Consider the following 25,039-nt stretch of genomic DNA (forward strand, 5'->3'; position numbering starts at 1 on the left):
TCCAGGAGAGTCGTGATGACTGTACGTGATGTCGTGTTTCCAGCGGGCCGCCAGGCCCTGTATGAAAAAAACCGCTATTCGCCGGCGGTCCGTTCGGGCGGATTCCTGTTCGTGTCGGGGCAGGTGGGCAGCCGCGAGGACGGTTCGCCCGAACCCGATCCGGACGCGCAGGTGCGCCGCGCGTTCGACAACCTGAACGCGGTGCTGCATGCGGCCGGGTGCGCGTTCGAGGACGTGGTGGACGTGACGTTGTTCATCGTCGATCCCGAAACGCATTTCGAGCGCATCTGGGGCGTGGCGCAGCAATACTGGGGCGCGGCGCCGTATCCCAACGCGACCGCCGTGGGCGTCACCTGGCTGTATGGTTTCCAGTTCGAGATCAAGGTGATCGCCAGGATTCCCGGCGATACCCCGGACTGACGCGGGCGCGCTGCGGCAAGCGGATCAGCGCGTCATGCCTACCAGCTTGTGCACCAGCTCCGACGAGGTCGCGGCCGCGAACTTGCGCATCAGCTTCGCGCGGTGCATCTCCACCGTGCGCGGCGACAGCCCCGTTTCGCGGGCGATCATCTTGCTCGTCTTGCCCTCGACGAGGAAGGCGGCGATCTCGCGTTCGCGCGGCGTGAGTTCGGCCGAGACGGGGCGCTTTTCGGACACATCCTCGAACGTCCACACGCCGGCGCCGAGCGGGTCGGCGCAGTCGAGCGCGCGGCCGGTGACGTGGCACCAGAACAGCTCGCCGCTGGCGCGGCGCATGATGCGTTCGTCGGAGTAGCGGCCACGCGCGTTCATGATCGGAATGATGCGGTGGCCCGTGCGCAGGAATTCATCCATCGTGGGGTACAGCACGCAGAAGGACTGGCCGTCGAGCGTGCCGTGGGCATAGCCGAACATCTGCGTCAGCGCGTCGTTGCTGGACTGGATCACGCGGTTCACGGAAATGCACATACCCACCGGCGCGAACCGGAAGATGGTTTCATAATCGATCTCGTACGGGGCATTCATCGGGCTGTCTCGTGTCTTTTCTTGTGTGCAGGCGGTTACGTTACGGCCGTATTTCTACTGTATTGTACTTTCCTTGCTGGTAACCTATTCTGGAACGCCACGTAGGCGGATGCCTAGCTTATCAAATATGGAGGGGGCACAATGAACAAAGTATATCCGGACGCGCAGTCCGCCTTGGCCGGCGTCGTGCAGGACGGGCAGACGATCGCCGTCGGCGGCTTCGGCCTGTGCGGCATTCCCGAGGCGCTGATCCTCGCGCTGCGCGACTCCGGCGTCAAGGGCCTGACCGCGATCTCGAACAATGCCGGCGTCGACGGCTTCGGCCTCGGCCAGCTGCTCGAAACGCGCCAGATCAGGAAGATGATCGCCTCGTACGTCGGCGAGAACAAGGAATTCGCGCGCCAGTACCTGGCCGGCGAACTGGAACTGGAATTCACGCCGCAGGGCACGCTGGCCGAGAAGCTGCGCGCCGGCGGCGCCGGCATTCCGGCGTTCTTCACGAAGACCGGCGTGGGCACCATCGTTGCCGACGGCAAGGAAATCCGTGAATTCGACGGCGAGCAGTATGTGATGGAACGCAGCCTGGTGGCCGACGTGGCGCTGGTGAAGGCGTGGAAGGCCGACAAGGCGGGCAACCTCATCTTCCGCAAGACGGCCCGCAACTTCAATCCGAACGTGGCCGCCTCCGGCAAGATCACGATCGTCGAAGTGGAGGAACTGGTGGAAATTGGCGAGATCGATCCGGACGCCGTGCATACCCCCGGCATCTTCGTGCACCGCATCGTGCACAACCCCCATCCGGAAAAACGCATCGAACAGCGCACCGTGCGCACCGCCTGAGGAGAAGAACATGGCATGGACTCGTGATCAAATGGCCGCGCGCGCGGCCAAGGAGCTGCAGGACGGCTTCTACGTCAACCTGGGCATCGGCCTGCCCACGCTGGTGGCCAACTATGTGCCCACCGATATCGAAGTATTCCTGCAATCGGAAAACGGCCTGCTCGGCATCGGCCCGTTCCCGACGGACGATGAAGTGGACGCCGACCTGATCAACGCCGGCAAGCAGACCGTGACGGCGCTGCCCGGCTCGGCGTATTTCAGCTCGGCCGATTCGTTCGGCATGATCCGCGGCGGCAAGATCAATCTCGCCATCCTGGGCGCGATGCAGGTGTCCGAGAAGGGCGACCTGGCGAACTGGATGATCCCCGGGAAGATGGTCAAGGGCATGGGCGGCGCGATGGACCTGGTGGCCGGCGTGAAGAAAGTGGTGGTGCTGATGGAACACGTGGCCACCGCGAAGGACGGCACCACGTCCCACAAGCTGCTCAAGCAGTGCGACCTGCCGCTGACGGGCGTGGGTGTCGTGGACCTGGTCATCACCGATCTGGGCGTGCTGGCGGTGACGGATACGGGCCTGAAGGTCATCGAACTGGCGCCGGACGTGACGAAGGAGCAGATCGCCGCGGCCACCGGCGTGGAGCTGGACCTGTCGGCCGTTTGACGGCGCGCCCGCCGCGCAGCGGCGGTCGATGAGGGGGCGATAAAACAGCCTTCCGGGTACATGCCCGGGAGGCTTTTTCATTGGCGCCGGGGTTGGCGCCGGGCTAGTAGAAATACGGCGTCCGCCTGGCCCATTCGCTGTCCGGATAACGTCGGTGCAGCACCGTGAATGCCTTGCGCGACAACCGCTTCGCATCCGCGTCGAGGCAACCGCCGCGGGTGGACATCACCACGACATGCAGCAGCCATGGCAGTTCCGGATCGTCCGGATGGCTGGCCGCCCGTTCGATGATGTCGTCGCCGAGCATGCCCGTGGCGGTCTTGAGCGGCGCCAGGCGCTCCGCCTCCTTGCGTTGCGCCGGCGTGCCGCCCGGCGCAGGCGGTCCGGGCAGGCGCCATGGGAAGGCCACGGCCGCGGTGCGCGCCGGCCGGAACGAGCACCAGCCGGAAGCCGTGACGTCGCCCGGCGCGACGGCGGCGACCGGTTCCGCTGTCATCGTCAGCTGTGCGCCGAGGCCGAAGCGCATGGCTTCGACCAGCATGACGTGGCGCGCCTGGCCGGCCGGTGCGGCGGACGCCGCGCGGGTGTAGCGCGCCACCGCCTGCGCCATCGGCGGCGCCAGTTGCGCCAGCAGCGCGGCCGCCCGCTTGCCGTCTTGCACGTTGCCGAGCAGGCCGGCACGGATCCACGCCGCGCCGGCGATGCGGGCCCGCAATCCGGCCGGCAATGCGTCGTCGCCCGCCAGCCCGACCAGGTCCGCCACCGCCAGGCGCTCGTTGAGCCAGCGCAGGCCATCGTCGTTGATGGCATCTTCCCGCACGACGCCCCGTTCGCCCCAGTCGATGTTGGTGCGCAGCAGGTACCGGGCCGCGTCGCGTACCGACGTGGCGGTGGCGAAGCGCTCTTCGCGCAGCAGGTTGCGGGTGCCTGGCGAAAGCTGGCGCCGCAGTACGCCGTCGGCCACCGCGCGGGCTTCGGCACGCCGCCCGGCCAGGCGCAGCAGGCGCGCCAGGTGATAGCGCACCGTCAGGTACGCAGGCTCGCCCGGTGCCACCACCATGGCGGCGCGCTCCAGCTCCGGCGGCATGGCGGTGGCCAGCATCAGTGCCGCTACGAGCCACGGCCGGCCCGAAGTGGCGCGCCAGCGTTCCAGCGCATGCGCGGCTTGCGCGGCGCAGTCCTTCCTGCCGGCGCATTCCCGCACGGTTTCGATCCAGTCGATGAAATCGTGCCGGGACCGCAGCGCGGCGGCCTGGCCGCCGTCCGCCAGCAGGCCCCAGTCGCCCAGCCGGTCCAGCGCGAAGGGATCGGCGGCCGGATCGGCAAGGTGGCGGCTCAATGCCGCGAGGCGGCTCTCCGGCGTGAGTGCCACGCGCATCGCGCGCAATGCCGCCCGCGTCGCTTCGTGCATCGGCGCCAGCGACGTATCGGCGACGATCCGTGCGCCCCGGCCCTCGAGCTGCAGTGCCAGCTGTTCGCGCCGCGCCGGCTCCGCGCCTTTCGCCGTGGCGACGGCGTCGCGGATCGCCGCGCGCAGGGCCAGGTACTGGCCGAGCTGGCGCATCGCATGGCCGAGCGTGGCGCCGATGCGGTCGAACAGGGCTGCGCTGTCGGCATGGCGTTCGACGTGGAAGTACCATGCCGCGCGCTGGTATTCGCGGGCGTGCCGCCAGAATGCCGGTTCGCCGTCGGGCAGCGGTGGCGGCGGGGCGCCGGCATGCACGGCCTTGCCGTCGCCGAACCGGTAGCGTGCATCCTGCGCCGCCTGGCACGCCGCGCCGACCTGCTGCTGCGCGACCACCCAGGCATCGAGCCGGGCCGGCGTGGCGTCCGGCCGCGCAGAGGCAAGGTCCAGCGTGCGCACCGCGAAGGTGGTCGCCGTGGCGGGGCAGGCGGCGATCGTGCGCACCTGCTCGTCGTCGCCGTCCAGGTGCAGCGCGGCGGCAAGGCGGCTGATCAGCGGGTACGGTGCCGTTTCATCCGGTTCGGACCAGCCGTAGCCGAACGCGCTGCCGTCGGCGCGCGCCAGGCCGCCATCCAGGCCGGGCAGTTGCGCCGCCCGCGGGCCCAGCGCGATCGCGCGCCAGGCGGTGTACAGGTAGACGCGCCGCATGCCGGGCTGCACGATGCCCAGTTCGCCGGCCTGGAAGCGCGGCAGCGCGATGTCCGGCGCCGTCCAGGCGCGGAACTGCGTGTAGCTGGGGCCATGGTCGCCGCTGGCGCCGGCCAGCGGCGGCACCATGCACAGCATCGCGGCCAGTACCCGCTCGAGCACTCGTTTCACTGATGATCCTTCCATGCCGTTTCATCGAACCAGTAAGTGCGCCGGTAACGCACGGTCACGTGGCGGGGGTAGGGCTCCTGGCGGGAGAACCCGGCCGCGGACGCGCGGCACGCCGGATGCAGCACCGCCGGCCGCGTGGCGACGATGTCGCGCAGCGCCGCGTTGTCGCGCCCCATCCGGAAGAACATCGGCACCACTTCGTCGGCGGCCAGGCCGTCGAGCCAGGCGCCGGAGCGGCACCACCAGCCGAGCGCGGTCACGCTGAGCCTGATGTCGGCCGGCAGCGCGGCGCGCACGTGCCGGACCAGCGCGCGGTAGTCGGCGCGGTGCGACGGCCGTGCTTCCAGGTCCAGCTGCACCCAGCCCGACGTGGTGGCGCGCGCGGCCGAACGCATCGCATCGAGCACGGCAGCCTCGGCGTGGCGCAACGCGCGGGGCGGCCGCAGCGGGTCGATCTCCACGTGCACCACGGGAATCACGGCCGTTGAGGCAGGCAGTTGCCGGGGCCGCGCGCCGGGCCGCACCAGCACCTTGTCCCCGGCGAGCCAGATGTGGCGGTCGACGACGGCGACGGTGGCCTGCGACCAGGCCGGCACGGGCGCGTCGCGCCACAGCCAGACGATGGCGGCGGGCGGCGGATCGGGCGGTACGAAGAACATGGAATGGCTGGGTCGGGGCGGGCCCGCAGCATAGCAGGCCGGCGCCTGTGGAAAACTCACACTTTGTCACGGGCGCCGCACCACGGCTCCCGCATTGCAACGCCGCATGACAGTCCGTAAACGAACGACGGCCCCGCGATGCGGGGCCGTTGTCATTCAAACGCCAGGGTCAGGGTTGATTCAGGCCTGTTTCGGCTGCGCCGGCATGTCTTCGCCGTGCTTGGTTTCTTCCAGCGGCTCGTGCGGAGCGGACGGATGGGCCAGTTCGCGCTTCATGGTATCCATGTTCAGCTCGCCTTCCCATTTGGCCACCACCAGGGCGGCCACGCCGTTGCCGATGAAGTTCGTCAGGGCGCGCGCTTCGCTCATGAAGCGGTCGATGCCCAGGATCAGCGCCATGCCGGCCACCGGGATCGTCGGCACCACGGCCAGTGTCGCGGCCAGCGTGATGAAGCCGGCGCCGGTGATGCCCGACGCGCCCTTCGAGGTCAGCATCGCCACGCCGAGGATCGTCAATTCCTGCATCAGCGTCAGCTCGGTGTTGGTGGCCTGCGCCACGAACAGGGCCGCCATCGTCATGTAGATGTTGGTGCCGTCCAGGTTGAACGAGTAGCCGGTCGGGACAACCAGGCCGACGACGGGCTTCGACGCGCCCAGCTTCTCGAGTTTCTTCATCAGCGACGGCAGCGCGCTTTCCGACGAACTGGTGCCCAGCACGATCAGCAGCTCTTCCTTGATATATCCGATGAAGCGCGCGATCGAGAAGCCGGTGAAGCGGGCGATCGAACCGAGGATGATGAAGATGAACAGCAGGCAGGTCAGGTAAAACGAACCCATCAGCTTGGCCAGCGGCAGCAGCGAATCGATGCCGTACTTGCCGATGGTGAACGCCATCGCGCCGAACGCGCCGATCGGGGCGACCTTCATGACGATGTTGACCATGCCGAAGATGACGCCGCCCACCTCTTCGATGATGTGGACCAGCGGCTTGCCGCGTTCACCCAGCAGCGACAGGGCGAAACCGAACAGGATGGAGATCAGCAGCACCTGCAGGATGTCGCCCTTGGCGAAGGCATCGACCATCGTGTTCGGGATGATGTGCAGCAGGAAGTCGGTGGTCGTCTGGTGCGAGGCCTTCTCGGTGTACTGCGCGATCGCCTTGGTGTCGAGCGTGGCCGGATCGGCATTGAAGCCGGCGCCGGGCTTGACGATATTGGCAACGAACAGGCCGATCACCAGTGCGAACGTGGAAACCACCTCGAAGTACAGCAGCGCCTTGCCGCCCACGCGGCCGATTTTCTTGATGTCCTGCATGCCGGCGATACCGGCGACGATGGTACAGAAGATCACCGGTGCGATGATCATCTTGATCAGCTTGATGAAGCCGTCGCCCAGCGGCTTCATCGCCACGGCGTCGGCCGGCAGGAAAATGCCCAGCATTACGCCAACGAAGATGGCGAACAGTACCTGCACGTACAAGATTTTGTAAAACGGTTTTTTCATGATGGAGTCTCCGTGGCTTCCCAAGGCTTCCATCATCGCAAACCATCTCAGATATCACCATTGTGATTATCCGCATTGTGGTTTCCCCTATCAGGGATAACCACAATGTGGCTACTACGTAGAGCCGGGCCTTATTGGGCGACCCAGCCGCCGTCCACGTTCCACGCCGCGCCGCGCACCTGGATGGCCAGGTCGCTGCACAGGAACACCGCCAGGGCGCCCAGCTGCTCGGGTGTGACGAAGTCGCCGGACGGCTGCTTGTCGGCCAGCAGCGCCCGCTTGGCATCATCGTTGGCCAGGCCGTCGCGCGCGGCGCGGTCGTCGACCTGCTTCTGGACCAGCGGCGTCAGTACGAAGCCGGGGCAGATCGCGTTGGCGGTGATGCCGGTCTGCGCGGTTTCCAGCGCCGTCACCTTGGTGAAGCCCACCAGGCCGTGCTTGGCGGCCACGTAGGCCGACTTGCCGGCCGAGCCCACCAGGCCGTGTGCCGAGGCCAGGTTGATGATGCGACCCCAGTTTTGCTGCCGCATCCGCGGCAGCGCCAGGCGCGTGGTATGGAAGGCCGACGTCAGGTTGATGGCGATGATGGCATCCCATTTCTCGACCGGGAAATCTTCCACGTTGGCCACGAACTGGATGCCGGCATTGTTGACCAGCACGTCGATGCCGCCGAACTGCTGGGCGGCGTAAGCGAACAGCGCCTCGATTTCGGCCGGCTTGCTCATGTCGGCATTGTGGTGTACGGTCTGCACGCCGAATTCCTGCGCGGTCGAGGACAGCAGGGCGCTGATGTCGTCGGCGTTGCCGAACCCGTTGAACACGATGTTGGCGCCCTCCGCGGCCAGCGCGCGGGCGATGCCCAGGCCGATGCCGGAGGTCGATCCCGTTACCAGGGCCGTTTTGCCGGACAGGATCTGCCCGTTCGATGGTGTGCTGCTCATGGTCTGCTCCATAGTTGATGACGGCTCGCCGCCGCCGATGCAAGTTGCGATTCCCGGCTGCTTTCTTCGCTGCGCTACACTTGCAGGGGATTTTAGCGGCAACGCACGGTAGAATGTAGCCCAAAAACCAATATCCGGCAGGAGGCCAGGATGGTCCAAGCAGCGAGCATGGCGTCGAACAAGCCGGCGATCAGGTCCGTGATCAAGTCCGTGCAGTGCATCTCCCCGGCGGGTTTGCACCGGATGGCGTACCAGGAATGGGGCGATCCGGCCAACCCGAGGGTGCTGGTGTGCGTGCACGGCGTGACGCGGGTTTCCGACGATTTCGACGACCTGGCGCGCGCGCTGGCCGATACCTACCGGGTGGTGTGCCCCGACGTGGTGGGCCGCGGCCGTTCCGGCCGGCTGCGCAATCCGGACCTGTACCGGGTGCCGCAATACGTCAGCGACATGGTCACGCTGCTGGCGCGGGTATGCGCCGGTGGCGGCGCAGACACGCGGGTGGCCTGGTTCGGCACGTCCATGGGCGGGCTGATCGGCATGGGCCTGGCATCGCTGCCGGACAGCCCGATCGGCCGCCTGGTATTGAACGACATCGGCCCGGTGCTGGACCCGGCGGCGCTGCGCCGCATCGGCGACTACATCGGCCAGGATGTGCGCTTTGCCAGCTTCGCGGAAGGCGCGCGCTTCGTGCGCGACGTTTCCGCATCGTTCGGGCCGCACACCGAAGCGCAATGGGAAAAGATGGCGCGCGACGTGCTGCGCCAGGAGGCCGACGGCAGCTGGGTGCGGCACTACGACCTGGCCCTGGCGCAGCCGTTCCGCGCGGCCACGCCGGAATCGGTGGCCGCCGACGAGCACGTGCTGTGGGCCGCGTACGATGCGATCCGCTGTCCGACGCTGCTGGTGCGCGGCGCGGCCTCCGACCTGCTGTCGCACGCGACGGCGCAGGCGATGACGCAGCGCGGGCCGCGCGCGCGGCTGGTGGAGATCGCCGGCGTGGGCCATGCGCCCACGTTCGTGCACGACGACCAGATCGCGATCGCAAGGGAATTCTTGCTGGAGCTGTAAATTTGTTGAACCCGTTTTGTTGAACCTGTAGAAAAGAGAAGAAATGGAAATCAAACGACTATATGTAGGCAAGCGGATGTCCGAAGTGGCGATCCATAACAACACCGTGTACCTGGCTGGCCAGGTCGCCGCCAGTGACCCGGGCGCCGATATCCAGGGCCAGACCCGCGAAGTGCTGGCGGCGATCGACAAGCTGCTGGCCGAAGCCGGCAGCGACAAGAGCTGCATCCTGTCCACCCAGATCTTCATCGCCGACATCGCGCTGTTCCCGGCCATGAACGAAGTGTGGGACGAGTGGGTGGCGCAGGGCCACACCCCGCCGCGCGCCACCGTCGAGGCCAAGCTGGCCAACCCGGCCTGGCTGGTCGAGATCGTCGTCGTCGCCGCCCAGCGTTGATCGCGGCATCGCCGGCTCGATGAGCCGGCGTATCGGCCGGCGTATCCAGCCGCCGTATTCAGCTGGCCATGCGCGGGTAACCGGCGTTCCGGCTTCCGCTTTCCCCGGCAGTTTGCAGAACACGCAGTAAATAAGGTTTGTCATGGTCTCCATCGCGGCGCTGAACAGCGCAACGTCCGAACAGCTGGTGATGGGCTTGTCCGCCGAAGACGGCGCACGGGTTCTCGCCGCGCTCGATTTCGCCGGCACGGCCTACACCGGCAAGCAATGCACCAGCGGCCAGCCGGCCTTCGATTTCGCCGTTGGCGCAGCCGGCACGCTGGCGCTGCTCAACACCGACGCGGCCACCCGCATCGCCGCGCTGCTGTTCGAGCTGTGCCTGCTCGATCCGGCGCAGGGCATCGCGATCGAGCCGAAGTTCGGCAGGGAAGTGGCGGACCTCGTCACCGGCGTGCACCAGCTGATCCGGCTGCGCGAGCTCACGCAGGGTTCGCCCGCCGCCACCCGCGGCAAGAACGCGGCCCAGCAGGCGGTGGCGCAGATGGAAACGCTGCGCAAGATGCTGCTGGCCATGGCCACCGACATGCGCGTGGTGCTGGTGCGGCTGGCCTCGTGCTGCAGCACGCTGCGCTGGTTCGCCGACCAGAAGATCTTCAACGACATGACGCGCGCCTACGGCCGCGAAACGCTCGACCTGTATGCGCCGCTGGCCAATCGCCTCGGCATCTGGCAGATCAAGTGGGAGCTGGAAGACCTGTCGTTCCGCTTCATCGAACCCGAGAACTACAAGCGCATCGCCAAGATGCTCGAAGAAAAGCGCATGATGCGCGAAAGCTTCGTCACCCAGTCGATCACGCGGCTGCAGTCGGAGCTGGCCGCGGCCGGCATCGGCGCCGAGGTGTTCGGCCGGCCGAAGCATATCTACAGCATCTGGAACAAGATGCGCGGCAAGGAGCTCGATTTCACCGAGCTGTACGACGTGCGCGCGTTCCGCGTGATCGTCGCCGATGTGAAGACCTGCTACGCGGTGCTCGGCCTGGTGCACAACATCTGGACGCCGATCCCGAAGGAATTCGACGATTACATCTCGCGCCCCAAGCCGAACGGCTACCAGTCGCTGCACACGGTGGTGATGGCGGACGACGGCCGGCCGCTCGAGGTGCAGATCCGCACGCAGGAAATGCACAACTTCGCCGAATACGGCGTGGCGGCGCACTGGCGCTACAAGGAAGAGGGCAATTCCAGCTTCCAGGGCCAGAAATACGACGAGAAGATCGCCTGGCTGCGCCAGCTGCTGGCGTGGAAGACCGACGTGGCCGATGCCGTCGTCGGCCAGGAAGAGCTGCAGCGCGAATGGGTGGAGAAGCTCAAGGAAGCAACGCTCGACGACCGCATCTTCGTGCTCACGCCGCAGGCGCGCGTGCTCGAACTGCCGGTCGGCGCGACGCCGATCGATTTCGCCTACCACCTGCACAGCGACGTGGGCCACCGCTGCCGCGGCGCCCGCGTGGACGGCGTGATGGTGCCGCTCAACACGCAGTTGAAAAGCGGGCAGACGTGCGAGATCATCACGGCGAAAGGGGCGCCCGGCACGGCCGGCCCGTCGCGCGACTGGCTGAGCGCCGGCTATGCGGTGAGCGCGCGCACGCGCGCCAAGGTGCGTGCCTGGTTCCATGCGATCGACGTGCAGGAAACGCTGTCCCATGGCCGCTCCCTGGTGGAAAAAACGCTGCAGCGCGAGGGCAAGACCGCCGTCAACCTGGAAGCGCTCGCGCAGAAGCTGGGCTTCCCGAAGGTGGACGACCTGTTCCTGGCGGTGGGCAAGGATGAATTCAGCCTGCGCCACGTGGAGCATGCGCTGCACGAAAGTGCCGAACCGGCGGCGCCCGAAGAAGAAATGGTGGCCAACAAGAGCCGCGCTTCGTCGACCGAGCAGGGCGCCAAGTCCGGCGTGCTGGTGGTGGGCACCGAAGGCCTGATGACGCAGCTGGCCAGGTGCTGCAAGCCGGCACCGCCGGACCCGATCGTGGGTTTCGTCACCCGCGGCAAGGGTGTGTCGATCCACCGGCTCTCCTGCAAGAACTTCGCCGAGATGCGCGCCAAGGCGCCGGAACGCGTGATCGTCACCGACTGGGGCGACGGCCGCGGCGACACCGTCTACCCGGTCGACCTGTTCGTGCTGGCGGGCGACCGCCAGGGCCTGTTGCGCGATATCTCGGAAGTGTTCTCGCGCGAAAAGATCAATGTGATCGGCGTGAACACGCAAAGCGCGAAAGGACAGGCGCGCATGACATTCACGGCGGAGATCGGCGCCACGGCGCAATTGCACAAGGCACTGGTGGCGATCGGCGAAGTGCCCGGCGTGCTGGAAGCGCGGCGGGCGTGATGCCGCAGCAGCAGGAATGCCGTTCATTGGAAAGCCGCTGATTTAGAGCCGCGAACAAGGGCCTCAGGGCAAGGCGCATCGTCGAAGACAGTACTTTAGTACGGCGAGACGAATGCAACGCCGCCATGGGGCCTGTGTTCGCGGCTCTACTGTCGGCCCGCGAGCTCGGCCTGAAGCGTGACGTGGTCGATGCCGTGCCTTTCCAGCAGCATCGCGCGGATCGCCTTCAGTACGGCGGGCCAGTGCTGCAGGTCGTGCACTTCCACGTGGCCGATCAGCGCCGGCTGCCCCGGCGCCATGTCCCATACATGCAGGTCGTGCACCGAGGCCACGCCGTCGACGCCTTCGAGGTCGTTGCCCACCTTTTCATATTCGATATCGTCGGGCACGCCTTCCATCAGGTGGTGGCCCGATTCGCGCAGGATGCCGACGGTGGATTTCAGCAGCAGCAGCGACACCAGCAGCGACAGCAGCGGGTCGATCTGCATCCAGCCCGTGTAGTAGATGACGATACCGGCGGCCAGCGCGGCCACCGAGCCGAGCATGTCGCCCAGTACATGCACCAGCGCCGCGCGCGTATTCATGCTTTCGCGGTCCCGCGACAGCACGAACGCGACGAGCACGTTCACCACCAGCCCGATGGCGGCAACGCCGGCAACCGTGCCGCCCTGCACGGCCTGGGGCTGGGCGAACCGGTGCACGGCTTCGAACACGATCCAGCCGATCACCAGCAGCATGACCAGCCCGTTGACGAAGGCGGCCAGCGCCTCCGCGCGGCCAAAACCGAACGAATAGCGCGACGACGGCGGCCGCTTGGCGATCAGCTGCGCGAACAGCGCCAGCCCGAGCGACGCGGCATCGGTGACCATGTGGCCGGCATCGGAAATCAGCGCAAGGGAATTGGCCATGAAGCCGGCCACAACTTCGACACAGGCAAACACCAGCGTCAGGCCCACGGCCCAGGCAAGGATCGACTGGCTGCGGTCGGCGCGCTGGTGCTTGTACTTGGCGTCGCCCTTCAGGTGGGCGTGCAGGTGGCTGGTGGCGTTCATTATTGTCCGGTCGGGTGTGTCGCAAAAATATAGCACGCGTGCCGGGCGCGCATGATTTCGCATGGACGGCAGAGGGCGGTCCGGATGACGCCTCGCATGCCGGCAGTGAACGGATCAAATTTGACCCTTGTCATATTCGCGAGTCGTCCCTATAATGCTCGGCATTGGGCGGTTAGTTCAGCTGGTTAGAATACTTGGTCGACATCCAAGGGGTCGGGGATTCGAATTCCTCACCGCCCACCAGAATGCGAAGAGGTGCTCCACGGTGTGGGGCGGCCTCATCGAATTCAGGACAGCAAGGCAGTATGGTAGTGGAAGTGCAACGCAGTACAAGAGGGCGGTTAGTTCAGCTGGTTAGAATACTTGGTCGACATCCAAGGGGTCGGGGATTCGAATTCCTCACCGCCCACCAGAATTCGGTAGCAACTTGGCCGGCGCGGCAGTGCTGGCACATCAATATAAGAGCGAGAAAGGCAATCCGGTTATGACACCGCGAACTACAACCGTAAGGTTTGGTGAGTGACGCTAGTCGATCGGCTTTCTTTTGCTTTTTCAAATTGAAAGATAACGCGGCTAGTCCGCGTTTTTTTTCGTCCCCGTTTTCCCTTATTTTCAGTTGCGTTATTACGGCCCCGTGCCGATTGGAGATCAATGATGGTATCAGTCCGACTTCCCGATGGGTCCGTGCGCCAGTTCGACGCACCGGTTACTGTGGCCCAGGTGGCCTCCAACATCAGCACGAGCCTGGCCAAGGTCGCGCTCGCAGGCAAGGTCGACGGCAAGGTCGTCGATACCTCGTTCCTGATCGAGCAGGATGCGGACGTGGCGATCGTCACCGACAAGGATCCCGAGGGCCTGGACGTGATTCGCCACTCGGCCGCCCACCTGCTGGCCTACGCCGTCAAGGAGCTGTTCCCCGACGCGCAGGTGACGATCGGCCCGACGATCGAAAACGGTTTCTATTACGACTTCTCGTACAAGCGCCCGTTCACGCCGGATGACCTGGTGGCGATCGAGAAAAAGATGGCCGAGCTGGCCAAGAAGGACGAGCCGGTCACCCGCAAGGTGCTGCCGCGCGACGAGGCCGTGGCGTACTTCAAGTCGATCGGCGAACACTACAAGGCTGAAATCATCAGCTCGATCCCGGCCGGCGAAGACGTGTCGCTGTACAGCGAAGGCAAGTTCACCGACCTGTGCCGCGGCCCGCACGTGCCCTCGACCGGCAAGCTGAAAGTGTTCAAGCTGATGAAGCTGGCCGGCGCGTACTGGCGCGGCGACTCGAAGAACGAGATGCTGCAGCGCGTGTACGGCACCGCGTGGGCGAAAAAGGAAGACCAGGAGCAGTACCTGCACATGCTGGAGGAGGCGGAAAAGCGCGACCACCGGAAGCTGGGCAAGCAGCTGGACTTCTTCCACTTCCAGGACGAGGCGCCGGGCCTGGTGTTCTGGCACCCGAAGGGCTGGACGATCTGGCAGCAGGTCGAGCAGTACATGCGCAAGAAATACCAGGACAACGGCTACCAGGAAGTGAAGGCGCCGCAGATCCTGGATGCGAGCCTGTGGGCCAAGACCGGTCACTGGGATAACTACCGCGAAAACATGTTCGTCACGGAATCGGAAAACCGTTCGTATGCGCTCAAGCCGATGAACTGCCCGGGCCACGTGCAGATCTTCAATTCGGGCATGCGCTCGTACCGCGACCTGCCGCTGCGCTACGGCGAATTCGGCCAGTGCCACCGCAACGAACCGTCCGGCGCGCTGCACGGCATCATGCGCGTGCGCGGCTTTACCCAGGACGATGGCCACATCTTCTGCACGCACGAGCAGATCGAGCCGGAAGTGGTGGCGTTCCACCAGCAGGCGATGGAAGTCTACGAGGATTTCGACTTCACCAACATCGAGGTCAAGCTGGCGCTGCGTCCGGATAACCGGATCGGCACCGACGAAGTCTGGAACGATGCCGAGGAAGCGCTGCGCCAGGGCCTGCGCGCCTGCGGCGTGACGTGGACGGAGCTGCCGGGCGAGGGCGCGTTCTACGGTCCGAAGATCGAGTACCACCTGAAGGATTCGCTGGGCCGCCCATGGCAGGTCGGCACGATGCAGGTCGACTTCTTCATGCCGGAGCGCCTGGGCGCCGAGTACGTGGCGGTCGACAACTCGCGCAAGGTGCCGGTGATGCTGCACCGCGCGATCGTCGGTTCGATGGAGCGCTTCATCGGCATCCTGATCGAAAACTATGCCGGCGCGTTGCCGATGTGGCTGGCGCCGGTGCAGGTCGCCATCCTGAACATCTCCGACGGACAGGCCGAATATGCGACAGAACTGGCCGCCAGGCTGCGCAAGCTGGGCTACCGCGTCACGGCTGATTTGCGCAACGAGAAGATCACGTATAAAATACGTGAACATTCCGTCCAAAAATTGCCTTACATCCTGGTTATCGGGGATAAGGAGCGGGATGCCAATACCGTGGCCGTGCGTGCGCGGGGCAATGTCGATCTGGGTGTAATGTCCATCGATGCCCTGGTAGAGCGACTCTCTGATGATGTCGCCAACAAAGCCTGACGGGGCTTTCTAACGAAGCTCCGTAACCGGCCACCACATCAAATTTTTAAAGGAAACTGCAATAGCTACTGACAAGTCGCAGCATCGCATCAATGGCGAAATCACGGCACCGGAAATGCGTCTTTCCGGTGTCAATAATGAGCCGCTGGGCATCGTGAGCCTGGCCGAAGCCTTCCGCCTTGCGGAAGAAGCGAACGTGGACCTCGTGGAAATTGCGCCGACCGCGCAGCCACCGGTTTGCCGTCTGATGGATTACGGTAAGTTCAAGTACTCCGAGCAGAAGAAGGCGCACGAAGCCAAATTGAAGCAGAAAGTCATTTCGGTGAAGGAAGTCAAATTCCGCCCCGGTACTGACGATGGCGACTACAGCATCAAGCTGCGTAACCTGATCAAGTTCCTGGAGGATGGTGACAAGACGAAGATCACCCTCCGTTACCGTGGGCGCGAGATGGCCCACCAGGATATCGGCATGCGCATGCTGGAACGCCTGAAGGTGGATCTGGAGGAATTCGGCCAGGTCGAGCAGTTCCCCAAGATGGAAGGGCGTCAAATGATCATGATCATTGCCCCCAAGAAAAAAAATCCGCCGCGGTAATCCTGCAAAGCGGGCGCATTTCGGGTCCACCGTGCTCCGCATCGGCGGACCGACCGTACTCAAGTACGGTTCCGCGCGCTAGACCCGAACTGCATCCCGCTGCAGGTTACCGGGGCGGATTTCAACTATGCATCCGGCAATGATGGTGCGCAGTTGAAAAATTCGGTATAATTGCCGGCTGCCGATCAGCTGGTGTCGGACGCCTCGGGTCGGTCCGCCGCCGCGGTCGGACACCGGTTTTTGCTTCCGAAGCCGGCGAAAAGAATTTGCGGGATCAAATCCGCAACATGTAGTGGCCCCGCAGCCGCTGCATCAACAAGTGAAAGCAGGCACCCAAGCGCAACGTGTTGTTGCCACCTGCGATCCTGTTATTTGGAGCTGTCCGCGAGGACAGATGTGTTATGCCAAAAATGAAGACCAAAAGCTCTGCGAAGAAGCGTTTTCGCGTGCGTCCGGGTGGTACCGTCAAATCGGGTATGGCGTTCAAGCGTCACATCCTGACCAAGAAAACCACCAAAAACAAGCGTCAGCTGCGTGGCACCCGTAACATCAATGCGTCCGACGTCACCAGCGTCCTGCGCATGATGCCGTCCGCTTAATCTCACACTCATTAAGGAGCTACTATGCCTCGAGTAAAACGTGGGGTTACCGCGCGTGCCCGTCATAAAAAAGTATTAAACCAGGCCAAGGGTTACCGCGGTCGTCGCAGCAAGGTTTACCGTATTGCCAAGCAAGCAGTCATGCGCGCTGGCCAGTACGCCTACCGCGATCGTCGTAACAAGAAGCGCGTCTTCCGCGCACTGTGGATCACCCGTATCAACGCGGCTTCGCGCGAACACGGCCTGACCTACAGCGTCTTCATGAACGGCCTGAAGAAAGCTGCTATCGAACTGGACCGTAAGGTCCTGGCCGATATGGCTGTGATGGACAAGCCGGCGTTTGCCGCGATTGTCAACGCCGTGAAAGCAAAGATCGCTGCTGCTTAATTATCACTAAGCAATAGCAATCGATTGTTGCGTGCCGCCCGATGGGTGGTGCGAAGAGCGGGGCACGGGATAACGACCGGTGCCCCGTTTTACATTTCCAGCATAGGAAAATCAGTCGGATGAACTCCCTCGAACAAATCGTTTCCGTCGCGCAGGCTGACTTCCTCGCCGCCGCGGATGCCGCCGCACTTGAAAACGCCAAAGCCAGGTACCTTGGCAAGACTGGCCAGATTACCGAACTGATGAAGGGCCTCGGCAAGCTCGCACCCGAGGAAAAGAAAGCGCAAGGCGCGCTGATCAACGCCGCCAAAGGGCAGATCGAAGCCGCGCTGACCGCGCGCCGCGATGCCCTGGCCGATGCGCAGCTGCAGCAGCGCCTGAACGCCGAAGCGATCGACGTGACCCTGCCCGGCCGCGGCCGCGCTCCCGGTGGCATCCATCCGGTGATGCGCACGTGGGAACGGGTGGAGGCGATCTTCCGCTCGATCGGCTTCGACGTGGCCGGCGGCCCCGAAATCGAAACCGACTGGACCAACTTCACGGCGCTCAACAGCCCGGAAAACCACCCGGCCCGCTCGATGCAGGACACGTTCTACATCGAAGGCAACGACAGTACCGGCAAGCCGCTGCTGCTGCGCACGCACACCAGCCCGATGCAGGTGCGCTACGCCCGCAGCCACCAGCCGCCGATCAAGGTGATCGCGCCGGGCCGCACCTACCGCGTCGACAGCGACGCCACCCACTCGCCGATGTTCCACCAGGTCGAAGGCCTGTGGATCGCCGAGAACATCAGCTTTGCCGACCTGAAGGGCGTCTACCTGAACTTCGTGAAGGCCTTCTTCGAGACGGATGACCTGGAAGTGCGGTTCCGCCCGTCCTACTTCCCGTTCACCGAACCTTCGGCCGAGATCGATATCGCCTTCGGTTCCGGTCCGCTGAAGGGGCGCTGGCTGGAAGTATCCGGTTCGGGCCAGGTGCACCCGAGCGTGGTGCGCAATTTCGGGCTGGACCCGGAAAAATACATCGGCTTCGCGTTCGGCTCCGGCCTCGAGCGCCTGACGATGCTGCGCTATGGCGTCAACGACCTGCGCCTGTTCTACGAAGGCGACCTGCGCTTCCTGAAGCAGTTCAATTAATCGGCTCGATCCGTTCAAGCTGTCATTAATTTCGTTAACAAGAATTCAAGGCTGATCGATAATGCAATTCTCCGAAAACTGGCTCCGTACGATGGTCGATCCGAAGATGACTTCGGACGAGCTGTCCCACCTGCTGACGATGTCCGGCCTCGAAGTGGAAGAAGTGGAACCCGTCGCGCCGCCGTTCACCAACGTGGTGGTCGGCCACGTGCGCGAAGTGCAGAAGCACCCGAACGCGGATCGCCTGAACGTGTGCCAGGTCGACGTGGGCACCGGCACGCTGCTCAACATCGTGTGCGGCGCGCCGAACGTGCGCGAAGGCCTGCGCGTGGCATGCGCCACGGCCGGCGCCGTCCTGCCGCCGGGCGCGGACGGCAAGCCGTTCGAAATCAAGGTCGGGAAACTGCGCGGCGTCGAATCGCAAGGCATGCTGTGCTCGGCACGCGAACTGAAGCTCTCCGAAGACCATGGCGGCTTGCTGGAACTGCCGGACGATGCGCCGGTGGGCACCAATTTCCGCGATTACTACGCGCTGAACGACCTGAAATTCACCATCAAGCTGACGCCGAACAAGGCCGACTGCCTGTCCGTGCTGGGTGTGGCGCGCGAAGTGTCGGCGCTGACCGGCACGCCGCTCAACGCCCCGCAAAGTGCCCCCGTGGCCGTGACGCTCGATGAAACGCTGCCGGTGAAAATCGGCGCGCCGGACCTGTGTGGCCGCTTTGCCGGCCGCGTCATCCGCAACCTGGATGCGAAAGCCGCCACGCCGGACTGGATGAAGCAGCGCCTCGAGCGCAGCGGGCAGCGTTCGCTGTCTGCGCTGGTCGACATCTCGAACTACGTGATGCTGGAGCTGGGCCGCCCGTCGCACGTGTTCGACCTGGACAAGATCCACGGCGGCCTCGAGGTGCGCTGGGGCAGGGCAGGCGAATCGCTGAAGCTGCTGAACGGCAATACGGTCTCCGTCGACGAGTGGGTCGGCGTGGTGGCCGACGAGCAGAATGTGGAATCGCTGGCCGGCATCATGGGCGGCGACGCCACCGCCGTGTCGCTCGACACGACCAACGTCTACGTCGAAGCGGCGTTCTGGTGGCCGAACGCCATCCAGGGCCGCGCCCGCAAGTACAATTTCTCCACCGACGCGGCGCACCGCTTCGAGCGTGGCGTCGACTATGCCACGATCCCCGAGCACATCGAGCGCATCACCGCGCTGATCCTCGAAATCTGCGGCACGGCGGAGACGAAGGTGGGTCCGGTCGACGACCAGGTCGTCAACCTGCCGCAGCGCCGGCCCGTGCAGCTGCGCACCGCGCGCGCCCAGAAAGTGATCGGCGTGCCGCTGACCGACGAGGTCATCGGCGACATCTTCACGCGCCTGGCGCTGCCGTTCACCGTTGAAAACGGCGTGTTCTCGGTAACGGCGCCCAGCTACCGTTTCGACATCGAGATCGAGGAAGACCTGATCGAGGAAGTGGCGCGCGTCTACGGCTTCGAGAATATCCCGACCCGCGCGCCGGTCGCCGAGAACACGATGCATATCGCGCCGGAAAATACCCGCTCGATCTTCGCCGTGCGGCACCAGCTGGCCGACCTGGGCTACCAGGAAGTGGTCAACATGAGTTTCGTGGAAGCACAATGGGAACTGGACTTCAACGGCAACGCGGAACCGATCAGGCTGCAAAACCCGATCGCCAGCCAGTTGTCCGTGATGCGCTCGTCGCTGATCGGCAGCCTGGTGGCCAACGTGCGCTACAACGTCAACCGCAAGGCGCCGCGTGTGCGCGCGTTCGAGGTGGGCGCCGTGTACAGGCGCGATGCGACCGTCCAGGACGGCCCGCTGACGGTGGCCGGCTACGACCAGCCGCAGCGCGTGGGCGCGATCGCCTACGGTCCGCAGGCCGACGAGCAATGGGGCCTGCCAACCCGCGACGCCGATTTCTTCGATGCCAAGGCCGACCTGGAGGCGCTGTTTGCGCCCGCCCAGTTGCGCTTCGCCAGGCTGGAGCACCCGGCCCTGCACCCGGGCCGTGCCGCTTCGGTGTCGCTGGACGGCAAGGTGATCGGCTTCATTGGCGAGCTGCACCCGCGTTGGCTGCAGAAATACGACCTGCCGAAAGCGCCGGTCGTGTTCGAGGTTGATGTCGCTGCTTTGCAGCAACGCAAAGTTCCCGTGCATACCGAGATTTCGAAGTTCCCGGGCACCAGTCGCGACCTTGCTCTGGTGGTGCCGAACACCGTGGCGGTGCAGGAACTGCTCGATGTCTTCCATGCCGCCGCGACCGCGAGCGAACATGGGCGCATCGTGCAAGCCATTGTTTTGTTTGATGAATACCGTGGCGTCGGCCTCGCGTCGGACGAGAAATCGCTTGCTTTCCGCTTTAGCTTGCAAGATACTCAAACAACCCTGCAGGACGAAATCGTCGATGCGTTGATGGGTTCGTTGGCCGATGCGGCAACGCAAAAGCTTGGCGCCCGGCTCCGCAAATAACCGGAGCGCCGTGCGTCGAAGCGTTCGATTCGGTAGCGCCAGGCCGTGAACCGCTGCGTTAACACGGTGGTAACGCTGTTGTAACGTTGTGGTAACTTAGCGACAGCTTAAGCGCGGCAGTAATTACCGGTGCGAGCCTTCCGCGCACTGCAGTATTGATTCAGAATAGTCAACATTCAGGTTGTACTCAGCTTGTACTCAGCTTGTACTCAGTTTGTATTCAGTTCACATCAAGCGGGTCCGGCATGCCGGACCCACGTACTTTGTAAAGGCAGGGCAGCAAAATTAACAACAACGACACCGCGGTTATGCAATCTGCGCTGGATGCCGAGTTGCACAGCGCCATGCAGGTTGCAAAGGTACGCAAGGAAGCCGAACTGAGCTTGCCAACGCTGACGAAGGCCGAACTGGCCGAGCTGCTGTTCGAACAGGTCGGCCTGAACAAGCGCGAAGCCAAAGACATGGTCGAAACGTTTTTCGACGAAATTCGCAATGCGCTCGAGCGGGGCGAAGCTGTCAAGCTCTCCGGTTTCGGCAACTTCCAGCTGCGCGACAAGCCGCAGCGGCCGGGCCGTAACCCGAAAACGGGCGAAGAGATTCCGATCACGGCGCGCCGCGTCGTGACCTTCCATGCCAGCCAGAAGCTGAAGGGCATGGTGGAAGAAAGTGCCGCGCTGGCACGCGCAGCCTGATTAAAGGGAAGGCATGAACGATCGCCTCAGCAAGACCGAACTGGTCAGCTTGCCGCCGATTCCGGCCAAGCGTTATTTCACGATCGGCGAGGTCAGCGAACTGTGCGGTGTGAAGCCGCACGTGCTGCGCTATTGGGAGCAGGAATTTACCCAACTCAAGCCAGTCAAGCGTCGCGGCAACCGCCGTTATTACCAGCACCACGAAGTACTGTTGATCCGCCGTATCCGCGAACTGCTGTACGAGCAGGGCTTCACGATCAGTGGCGCGCGCAACAAGCTCGACAGTCGCGGCAGCGCCGGCCAGGAAGCGTATGATGACAACACGCCGCCGCCGCCGCCGCCGCTCGACCGGGAAATGATCCGCAGCGAACTGCTTGCGATCCTCAGCCTGTTGAAGTAAACGCAGCGCCGCCGGGCGCCGCCGGGGTCTATTATTTTGCAATCATTGTCTCTCCGTGTAGGCGCGACAATGGGTCAGAACGTTAAATGTTTGGTGTTACAATATCAACGTTAAAATTCTGTTAGTGAAAATACAGACGCTCGGCGAGCGATCCAGTGCTAATTTCCCAAGCTAGGGATATACGAGGGAAACAATGATACGCGTTGCCATTTGTGACGATCACCAGATAGTACGAGCAGGCTTCAAACAGATCTTTTCGCAATCGGACGAGTTTTCGGTTGTGGCCGAAGGCAGTACCGGGCGCGAGGCACTGGACTTTGCGCGCCGTGAAATCTGCGACGTCCTGCTGCTCGATATCGCCATGCCCGACCAGAGTGGTATCGATACGCTGCGCACGATTCGCCAGGGCCAGCCGGACTTGCCGGTGCTGATCCTGTCCGGCTACCCGGCACAGCAATATGCACTCAATCTGTTCAAGATGGGCGCCAACGGCTACCTGAACAAGGAATGCGAGGCGGACGAGCTGATCACCGCCGTGCGCACCGTGTTCCAGGGCCGTCGCTATGTGAGCTCCCAGGTCGGCGAACTGCTGGCGCAGAGCTTCGACCGCGATCCCAACACGGCCCTGCATACGGAACTTTCCGACCGCGAGTTCCAGGTATTCCTGCGGCTGGCGCGCGGCGCCACGGTGTCCGATATCGGTACCGCGCTCTCGCTCAGCATCAAGACCGTGAGCACCTACCGCACCCGGATCATGGAAAAGATGGGCTTGCAGTCGAACAGTGACCTGACCTACTATGCAATGAAGAACAACCTGCTGGACTGACAGCGGTCCGCATTCATCGTCACCGCCAGCACCGGTCCTTGCGGACCGGGTCTGGCGGTTTGTTTTTATGGGCGCTGCCGCCGCGGGTAGCATATTTGTTGTTCCTGAGAGCAATATTCCTGCGCTGCAGCATTTCCATGAGGCATTAAAGACGTGGCCCGGCTATAATGACCTGCCCGCCATCCGCGTCAGCGAAGGATGCTTCAGGATGTATTTCACAGCCAAGGCAGCGCCGCAACACCGGCTGCCCCTCTACAAGACCGTTCTGTGCGTCACGTGCGCACTGATCCTCATCGTCAACGGCCTGTTCCTGTTCCACAATCTCGAGGCGTTGAAAAGCGCCAATGCGCAGGTGCTGCAAAGCTCGCGCGTGGCCGAACGCCTGCAGTACCTCGATGTGCTGGTGCAGGATGCCGAAAGCAGCATGCGCGGCTATTTCATTTCCGGTAACGAGGTGTACCTGGGCCCCACGCGCACGGTCCTGAACCAGACCGAAGCCGAAGTGCGCCAGCTGCAAAAGCTGCTGGCCGACAATCCCGCGCAGTTGAAGAACCTGGCGCAGCTGAACACGCTGGTGCGCCGCAAGCTGACGATGCTGAACCAGGCAGTCGAGGTCTACCACCATGGCGGGCTTGCCGAGATCGTCAATATCTCTCGCTACGGCGACGAGCGCAGCGGCATGGACGAGATCCGGCTGCAGACGGTCATCATGATCCAGGAGCAGAACGAAACGCTCGATGCCCGCAGTGCGCGTTTCTACGACGAGTACCACAAGGCGCTGATGCTGGGCATGGTGATCAATGCGGGCGCGATCATCGTGCTGGTGATGTTCTACCAGCTGGTGCGCCGCAGCTACGTGCGGCAGGCCGCCGTGGAACATGCGCTCCAGCAATCGAATGAAAACCTCGAAGCCATGGTGGCGCAGCGTACCGAGCAGCTGTCGGTGCTGTCGCGCCACCTGATCACCATCAGCGAGGATGAAAAGTCGCGCCTGTCGCGCGAATTGCACGATGAAATGGGTGCCAACCTCACGTCGATCAGCATGGATATCGGCGCCGTCACCCAGCAATTGCAGAAAACGCACCCGGAACTGGCGGCCCAGCTGAAGCGGGCGCGCGGCACGCTGGTCGAAACGGTGGAGCTGAAACGGCGCATCATCGAGGATCTGCGGCCGAGCCTGCTGGACAACCTGGGCCTGTGCGCCGCCCTCGACAGCTACACGGACGATTTCACCCGGATGACCAAGCTGCCGTGCGACACCGAAATCGGCGCAGAAGTGGATGGCATCGTGCGCGCCGGCGACGCCAGCCTGTCGATCGCACTGTTCCGCATCGTGCAGGAATCGCTGACCAATATCCGCAAATACGCGCAGGCCAGCGAAGTGTCGGTCACGTTGAAGCAAACGGAGGAGGGGCTGGTGCTGCGCATCATCGACGACGGCATCGGCATCGCATCGGATACGCTTGCCAAGCCGATGTCGCATGGCATCCTGGGCATGCGCGAACGGGCATTGCTGCTGGGGGGTACGCTGACGATCCGCCGCGGGCGCGGCGACAGGGGAACGTGCATCGAAGCGCGCATTCCGCTGGGGAATGGCGCCTCGGTGGAAGGAAGTCCGGTGAAACTGTCGCTCAGCAACCCGCTACGTCAACGAGCAGACGATCATATTCCGTCTTCGCCACCTTGTAGCACTCGCCGGCATAGCGTTCCAGTCCAGCACGATCCAGTACAGTGATATTGCCGCGGCGGTAGGTGATCAGGCCATCGTCCTGCAGCTTGCCGGCGGCGGCGGTGATGCTCTCGCGGCGTACGCCCAGCATGATGGAGATCATTTCCTGCGTCACTTTCAGCTCGTTCGATGGCGAACGGTCCAGGCGATCGAGCAGCCAGCGGCACAGTTTCTGTTCGATCGAGCTGTGGCGGCCGCCCACGGCGTTCTGCGCCATCTGGGCGAACAGCGCGGTGTTGTAGCGCATCAACAGCTGCGGCAGGGCGCCGCCCTGGTTGAAGGCGTCGCGCAGCGCCTGCGCCTTCAGGCGGTAACCGTAACCGGCGCTTTGCACGACAGCCGTGCACATGGCCCGTTCGCCCGGGAACATTGACACGCCGACCACGCCTTCATGGCCGACGACCGCGATTTCCGTGGTGGCACCGTCTTCCATCACATACAGCAGCGACACGATGGCGGTGGTGGGGAAGTACACGTTTTCGAGCTTGCTGCCGTATTCGAACAGCTCCTTGCCGAACGGCAGCTGCACCAGTTCCAGGTGTTCGAACAACGACTCCAGCACGTCGCGCGGCAAGGCGGCCAGCAATTCGTTTTGCTGGGTACCGCTATAGCTGATGACAGGCCTGGTGGCTTCCCGCGCGCCGCCGACGAGCGGCATCGTGGATTTTTCGGAAATGCCAAATTGAGTGTTGTTCATTTTATCCTCACGAGCTTAAGTACAGGAGTGCGTGCCGGTCGCTTCATTTATCGTTTGCGGTCATCGGTTAGATGCCGCACGGCGCCGATCGCGTTGGTAGTACTTTAAGTTCTTATGTAGGTAACGAAC

23 protein-coding genes and 2 tRNA genes are annotated in these 25,039 nt (G+C 63.8%); 18 read left to right on the forward strand and 7 right to left on the reverse strand.

The window, feature by feature from the left end; translation table 11 throughout:
• Positions 1 to 15 precede the first annotated feature (15 nt).
• Positions 16 to 420: a RidA family protein gene (locus tag GJV26_RS24970; protein WP_155711341.1), complete on the forward strand. Its 405-nt coding sequence runs from the start codon at positions 16 to 18 to the stop codon at positions 418 to 420.
• 24 nt (positions 421 to 444) lie between these two features.
• Here GJV26_RS24970 and GJV26_RS24975 read toward each other — a convergent pair whose 3' ends face one another.
• A complete protein-coding gene (locus GJV26_RS24975; RefSeq protein WP_155711342.1) occupies positions 445 to 1,005 on the reverse strand; it encodes a LuxR C-terminal-related transcriptional regulator in 561 nt (186 codons plus the stop codon).
• A gap of 141 nt (positions 1,006 to 1,146) precedes the next feature.
• Here GJV26_RS24975 and GJV26_RS24980 point away from each other — a divergent pair, with 141 nt between their 5' ends.
• Together GJV26_RS24980 and GJV26_RS24985 are read left to right on the forward strand one after the other, a co-directional pair.
• Positions 1,147 to 1,845, forward strand: coding sequence for a CoA transferase subunit A (locus tag GJV26_RS24980; protein WP_155711343.1), 699 nt, complete (start codon positions 1,147 to 1,149; stop codon positions 1,843 to 1,845).
• Positions 1,846 to 1,855: 10 nt separating this feature from the next.
• Positions 1,856 to 2,506 carry a 3-oxoacid CoA-transferase subunit B gene (locus GJV26_RS24985; protein WP_155711344.1) on the forward strand — a complete coding sequence of 217 codons (651 nt, stop codon included), beginning with the start codon at positions 1,856 to 1,858 and terminating at the stop codon, positions 2,504 to 2,506.
• Positions 2,507 to 2,609: 103 nt separating this feature from the next.
• On the opposite strand, the gene GJV26_RS24990 is transcribed toward GJV26_RS24985, so the two are convergent.
• The 4 genes from GJV26_RS24990 to GJV26_RS25005 form a co-directional block, all read right to left on the reverse strand.
• A complete protein-coding gene (locus tag GJV26_RS24990; RefSeq protein ID WP_155711345.1) occupies positions 2,610 to 4,790 on the reverse strand; it encodes a hypothetical protein in 2,181 nt (726 codons plus the stop codon).
• The gene (locus GJV26_RS24995) at positions 4,787 to 5,449 is read right to left on the reverse strand and encodes a hypothetical protein (protein ID WP_155711346.1); all 663 of its coding nucleotides are present in this window, start codon (positions 5,447 to 5,449) and stop codon (positions 4,787 to 4,789) included. The genes GJV26_RS24990 and GJV26_RS24995 overlap by 4 nt, the downstream gene beginning before the upstream one ends.
• Positions 5,450 to 5,629: 180 nt before the next feature.
• A complete protein-coding gene (locus tag GJV26_RS25000; protein WP_155711347.1) occupies positions 5,630 to 6,952 on the reverse strand; it encodes a dicarboxylate/amino acid:cation symporter in 1,323 nt (440 codons plus the stop codon).
• Positions 6,953 to 7,083: 131 nt separating this feature from the next.
• Positions 7,084 to 7,866 carry a 3-hydroxybutyrate dehydrogenase gene (locus GJV26_RS25005; RefSeq protein ID WP_276530008.1) on the reverse strand — a complete coding sequence of 261 codons (783 nt, stop codon included), beginning with the start codon at positions 7,864 to 7,866 and terminating at the stop codon, positions 7,084 to 7,086.
• 177 nt (positions 7,867 to 8,043) lie between these two features.
• Between GJV26_RS25005 and GJV26_RS25010 the strand changes: the two genes are divergently transcribed.
• The 3 genes from GJV26_RS25010 to GJV26_RS25020 all read left to right on the forward strand — a co-directional run bounded on the left by GJV26_RS25010 (position 8,044) and on the right by GJV26_RS25020 (position 11,747).
• Complete coding sequence (locus GJV26_RS25010; RefSeq protein WP_229419440.1) at positions 8,044 to 8,964, forward strand: alpha/beta fold hydrolase; 921 nt, start codon at positions 8,044 to 8,046, stop codon at positions 8,962 to 8,964.
• Positions 8,965 to 9,007: 43 nt separating this feature from the next.
• Entirely contained in the window at positions 9,008 to 9,361 is a 354-nt protein-coding gene (locus tag GJV26_RS25015) for a RidA family protein (RefSeq protein ID WP_155711349.1), read from the forward strand.
• Positions 9,362 to 9,503: 142 nt separating this feature from the next.
• The gene (locus tag GJV26_RS25020) at positions 9,504 to 11,747 is read left to right on the forward strand and encodes a RelA/SpoT family protein (protein WP_155711350.1); all 2,244 of its coding nucleotides are present in this window, start codon (positions 9,504 to 9,506) and stop codon (positions 11,745 to 11,747) included.
• A gap of 146 nt (positions 11,748 to 11,893) precedes the next feature.
• Here the strand turns inward: GJV26_RS25020 and GJV26_RS25025 are convergent, their stop codons facing one another.
• Positions 11,894 to 12,799 (reverse strand): cation diffusion facilitator family transporter, encoded by a 906-nt coding sequence (locus tag GJV26_RS25025; RefSeq protein WP_155711351.1) that lies wholly within the window; start codon positions 12,797 to 12,799, stop codon positions 11,894 to 11,896.
• A gap of 166 nt (positions 12,800 to 12,965) precedes the next feature.
• Between GJV26_RS25025 and GJV26_RS25030 the strand changes: the two genes are divergently transcribed.
• From GJV26_RS25030 to GJV26_RS25085, 12 genes are all read left to right on the forward strand, one after another.
• Positions 12,966 to 13,042 (forward strand) — tRNA-Val (locus GJV26_RS25030).
• Between the two features lie 92 nt (positions 13,043 to 13,134).
• Positions 13,135 to 13,211: transfer RNA gene (locus tag GJV26_RS25035), tRNA-Val, on the forward strand.
• A 242-nt stretch (positions 13,212 to 13,453) separates the two neighbouring features.
• Positions 13,454 to 15,361 carry a threonine--tRNA ligase gene (gene thrS / locus GJV26_RS25040; RefSeq protein ID WP_155712713.1) on the forward strand — a complete coding sequence of 636 codons (1,908 nt, stop codon included), beginning with the start codon at positions 13,454 to 13,456 and terminating at the stop codon, positions 15,359 to 15,361.
• A 37-nt stretch (positions 15,362 to 15,398) separates the two neighbouring features.
• Positions 15,399 to 15,956 carry a translation initiation factor IF-3 gene (gene infC, locus GJV26_RS25045; protein ID WP_260117443.1) on the forward strand — a complete coding sequence of 186 codons (558 nt, stop codon included), beginning with the start codon at positions 15,399 to 15,401 and terminating at the stop codon, positions 15,954 to 15,956.
• A gap of 401 nt (positions 15,957 to 16,357) precedes the next feature.
• A complete protein-coding gene (rpmI, locus tag GJV26_RS25050) occupies positions 16,358 to 16,555 on the forward strand; it encodes a 50S ribosomal protein L35 (RefSeq protein WP_057262756.1) in 198 nt (65 codons plus the stop codon).
• A 24-nt stretch (positions 16,556 to 16,579) separates the two neighbouring features.
• Positions 16,580 to 16,942 carry a 50S ribosomal protein L20 gene (gene rplT, locus GJV26_RS25055; protein WP_130188793.1) on the forward strand — a complete coding sequence of 121 codons (363 nt, stop codon included), beginning with the start codon at positions 16,580 to 16,582 and terminating at the stop codon, positions 16,940 to 16,942.
• 119 nt (positions 16,943 to 17,061) lie between these two features.
• Entirely contained in the window at positions 17,062 to 18,078 is a 1,017-nt protein-coding gene (gene pheS / locus GJV26_RS25060; protein WP_155711353.1) for a phenylalanine--tRNA ligase subunit alpha, read from the forward strand.
• Between the two features lie 61 nt (positions 18,079 to 18,139).
• Complete coding sequence (gene pheT, locus GJV26_RS25065) at positions 18,140 to 20,566, forward strand: phenylalanine--tRNA ligase subunit beta (protein WP_155711354.1); 2,427 nt, start codon at positions 18,140 to 18,142, stop codon at positions 20,564 to 20,566.
• Between the two features lie 344 nt (positions 20,567 to 20,910).
• Positions 20,911 to 21,258, forward strand: a complete 348-nt coding sequence (locus GJV26_RS25070) for an integration host factor subunit alpha (RefSeq protein ID WP_155712714.1) — start codon at positions 20,911 to 20,913, stop codon at positions 21,256 to 21,258.
• A gap of 13 nt (positions 21,259 to 21,271) precedes the next feature.
• Positions 21,272 to 21,658, forward strand: coding sequence for a MerR family transcriptional regulator (locus tag GJV26_RS25075; protein ID WP_155711355.1), 387 nt, complete (start codon positions 21,272 to 21,274; stop codon positions 21,656 to 21,658).
• Between the two features lie 193 nt (positions 21,659 to 21,851).
• On the forward strand, positions 21,852 to 22,484 hold the full coding sequence (locus tag GJV26_RS25080) for a response regulator (protein WP_155711356.1): 633 nt from the start codon (positions 21,852 to 21,854) through the stop codon (positions 22,482 to 22,484).
• Positions 22,485 to 22,692: 208 nt separating this feature from the next.
• The gene (locus GJV26_RS25085) at positions 22,693 to 24,219 is read left to right on the forward strand and encodes a CHASE3 domain-containing protein (RefSeq protein WP_155711357.1); all 1,527 of its coding nucleotides are present in this window, start codon (positions 22,693 to 22,695) and stop codon (positions 24,217 to 24,219) included.
• Here the strand turns inward: GJV26_RS25085 and GJV26_RS25090 are convergent.
• Complete coding sequence (locus GJV26_RS25090; RefSeq protein ID WP_155711358.1) at positions 24,116 to 24,910, reverse strand: Crp/Fnr family transcriptional regulator; 795 nt, start codon at positions 24,908 to 24,910, stop codon at positions 24,116 to 24,118. The genes GJV26_RS25085 and GJV26_RS25090 overlap by 104 nt on opposite strands.
• Positions 24,911 to 25,039 lie beyond the last annotated feature (129 nt).

The sequence above is a fragment of the Pseudoduganella dura genome, from assembly GCF_009727155.1.
GTDB lineage: Bacteria > Pseudomonadota > Gammaproteobacteria > Burkholderiales > Burkholderiaceae_D > Rugamonas > Rugamonas dura.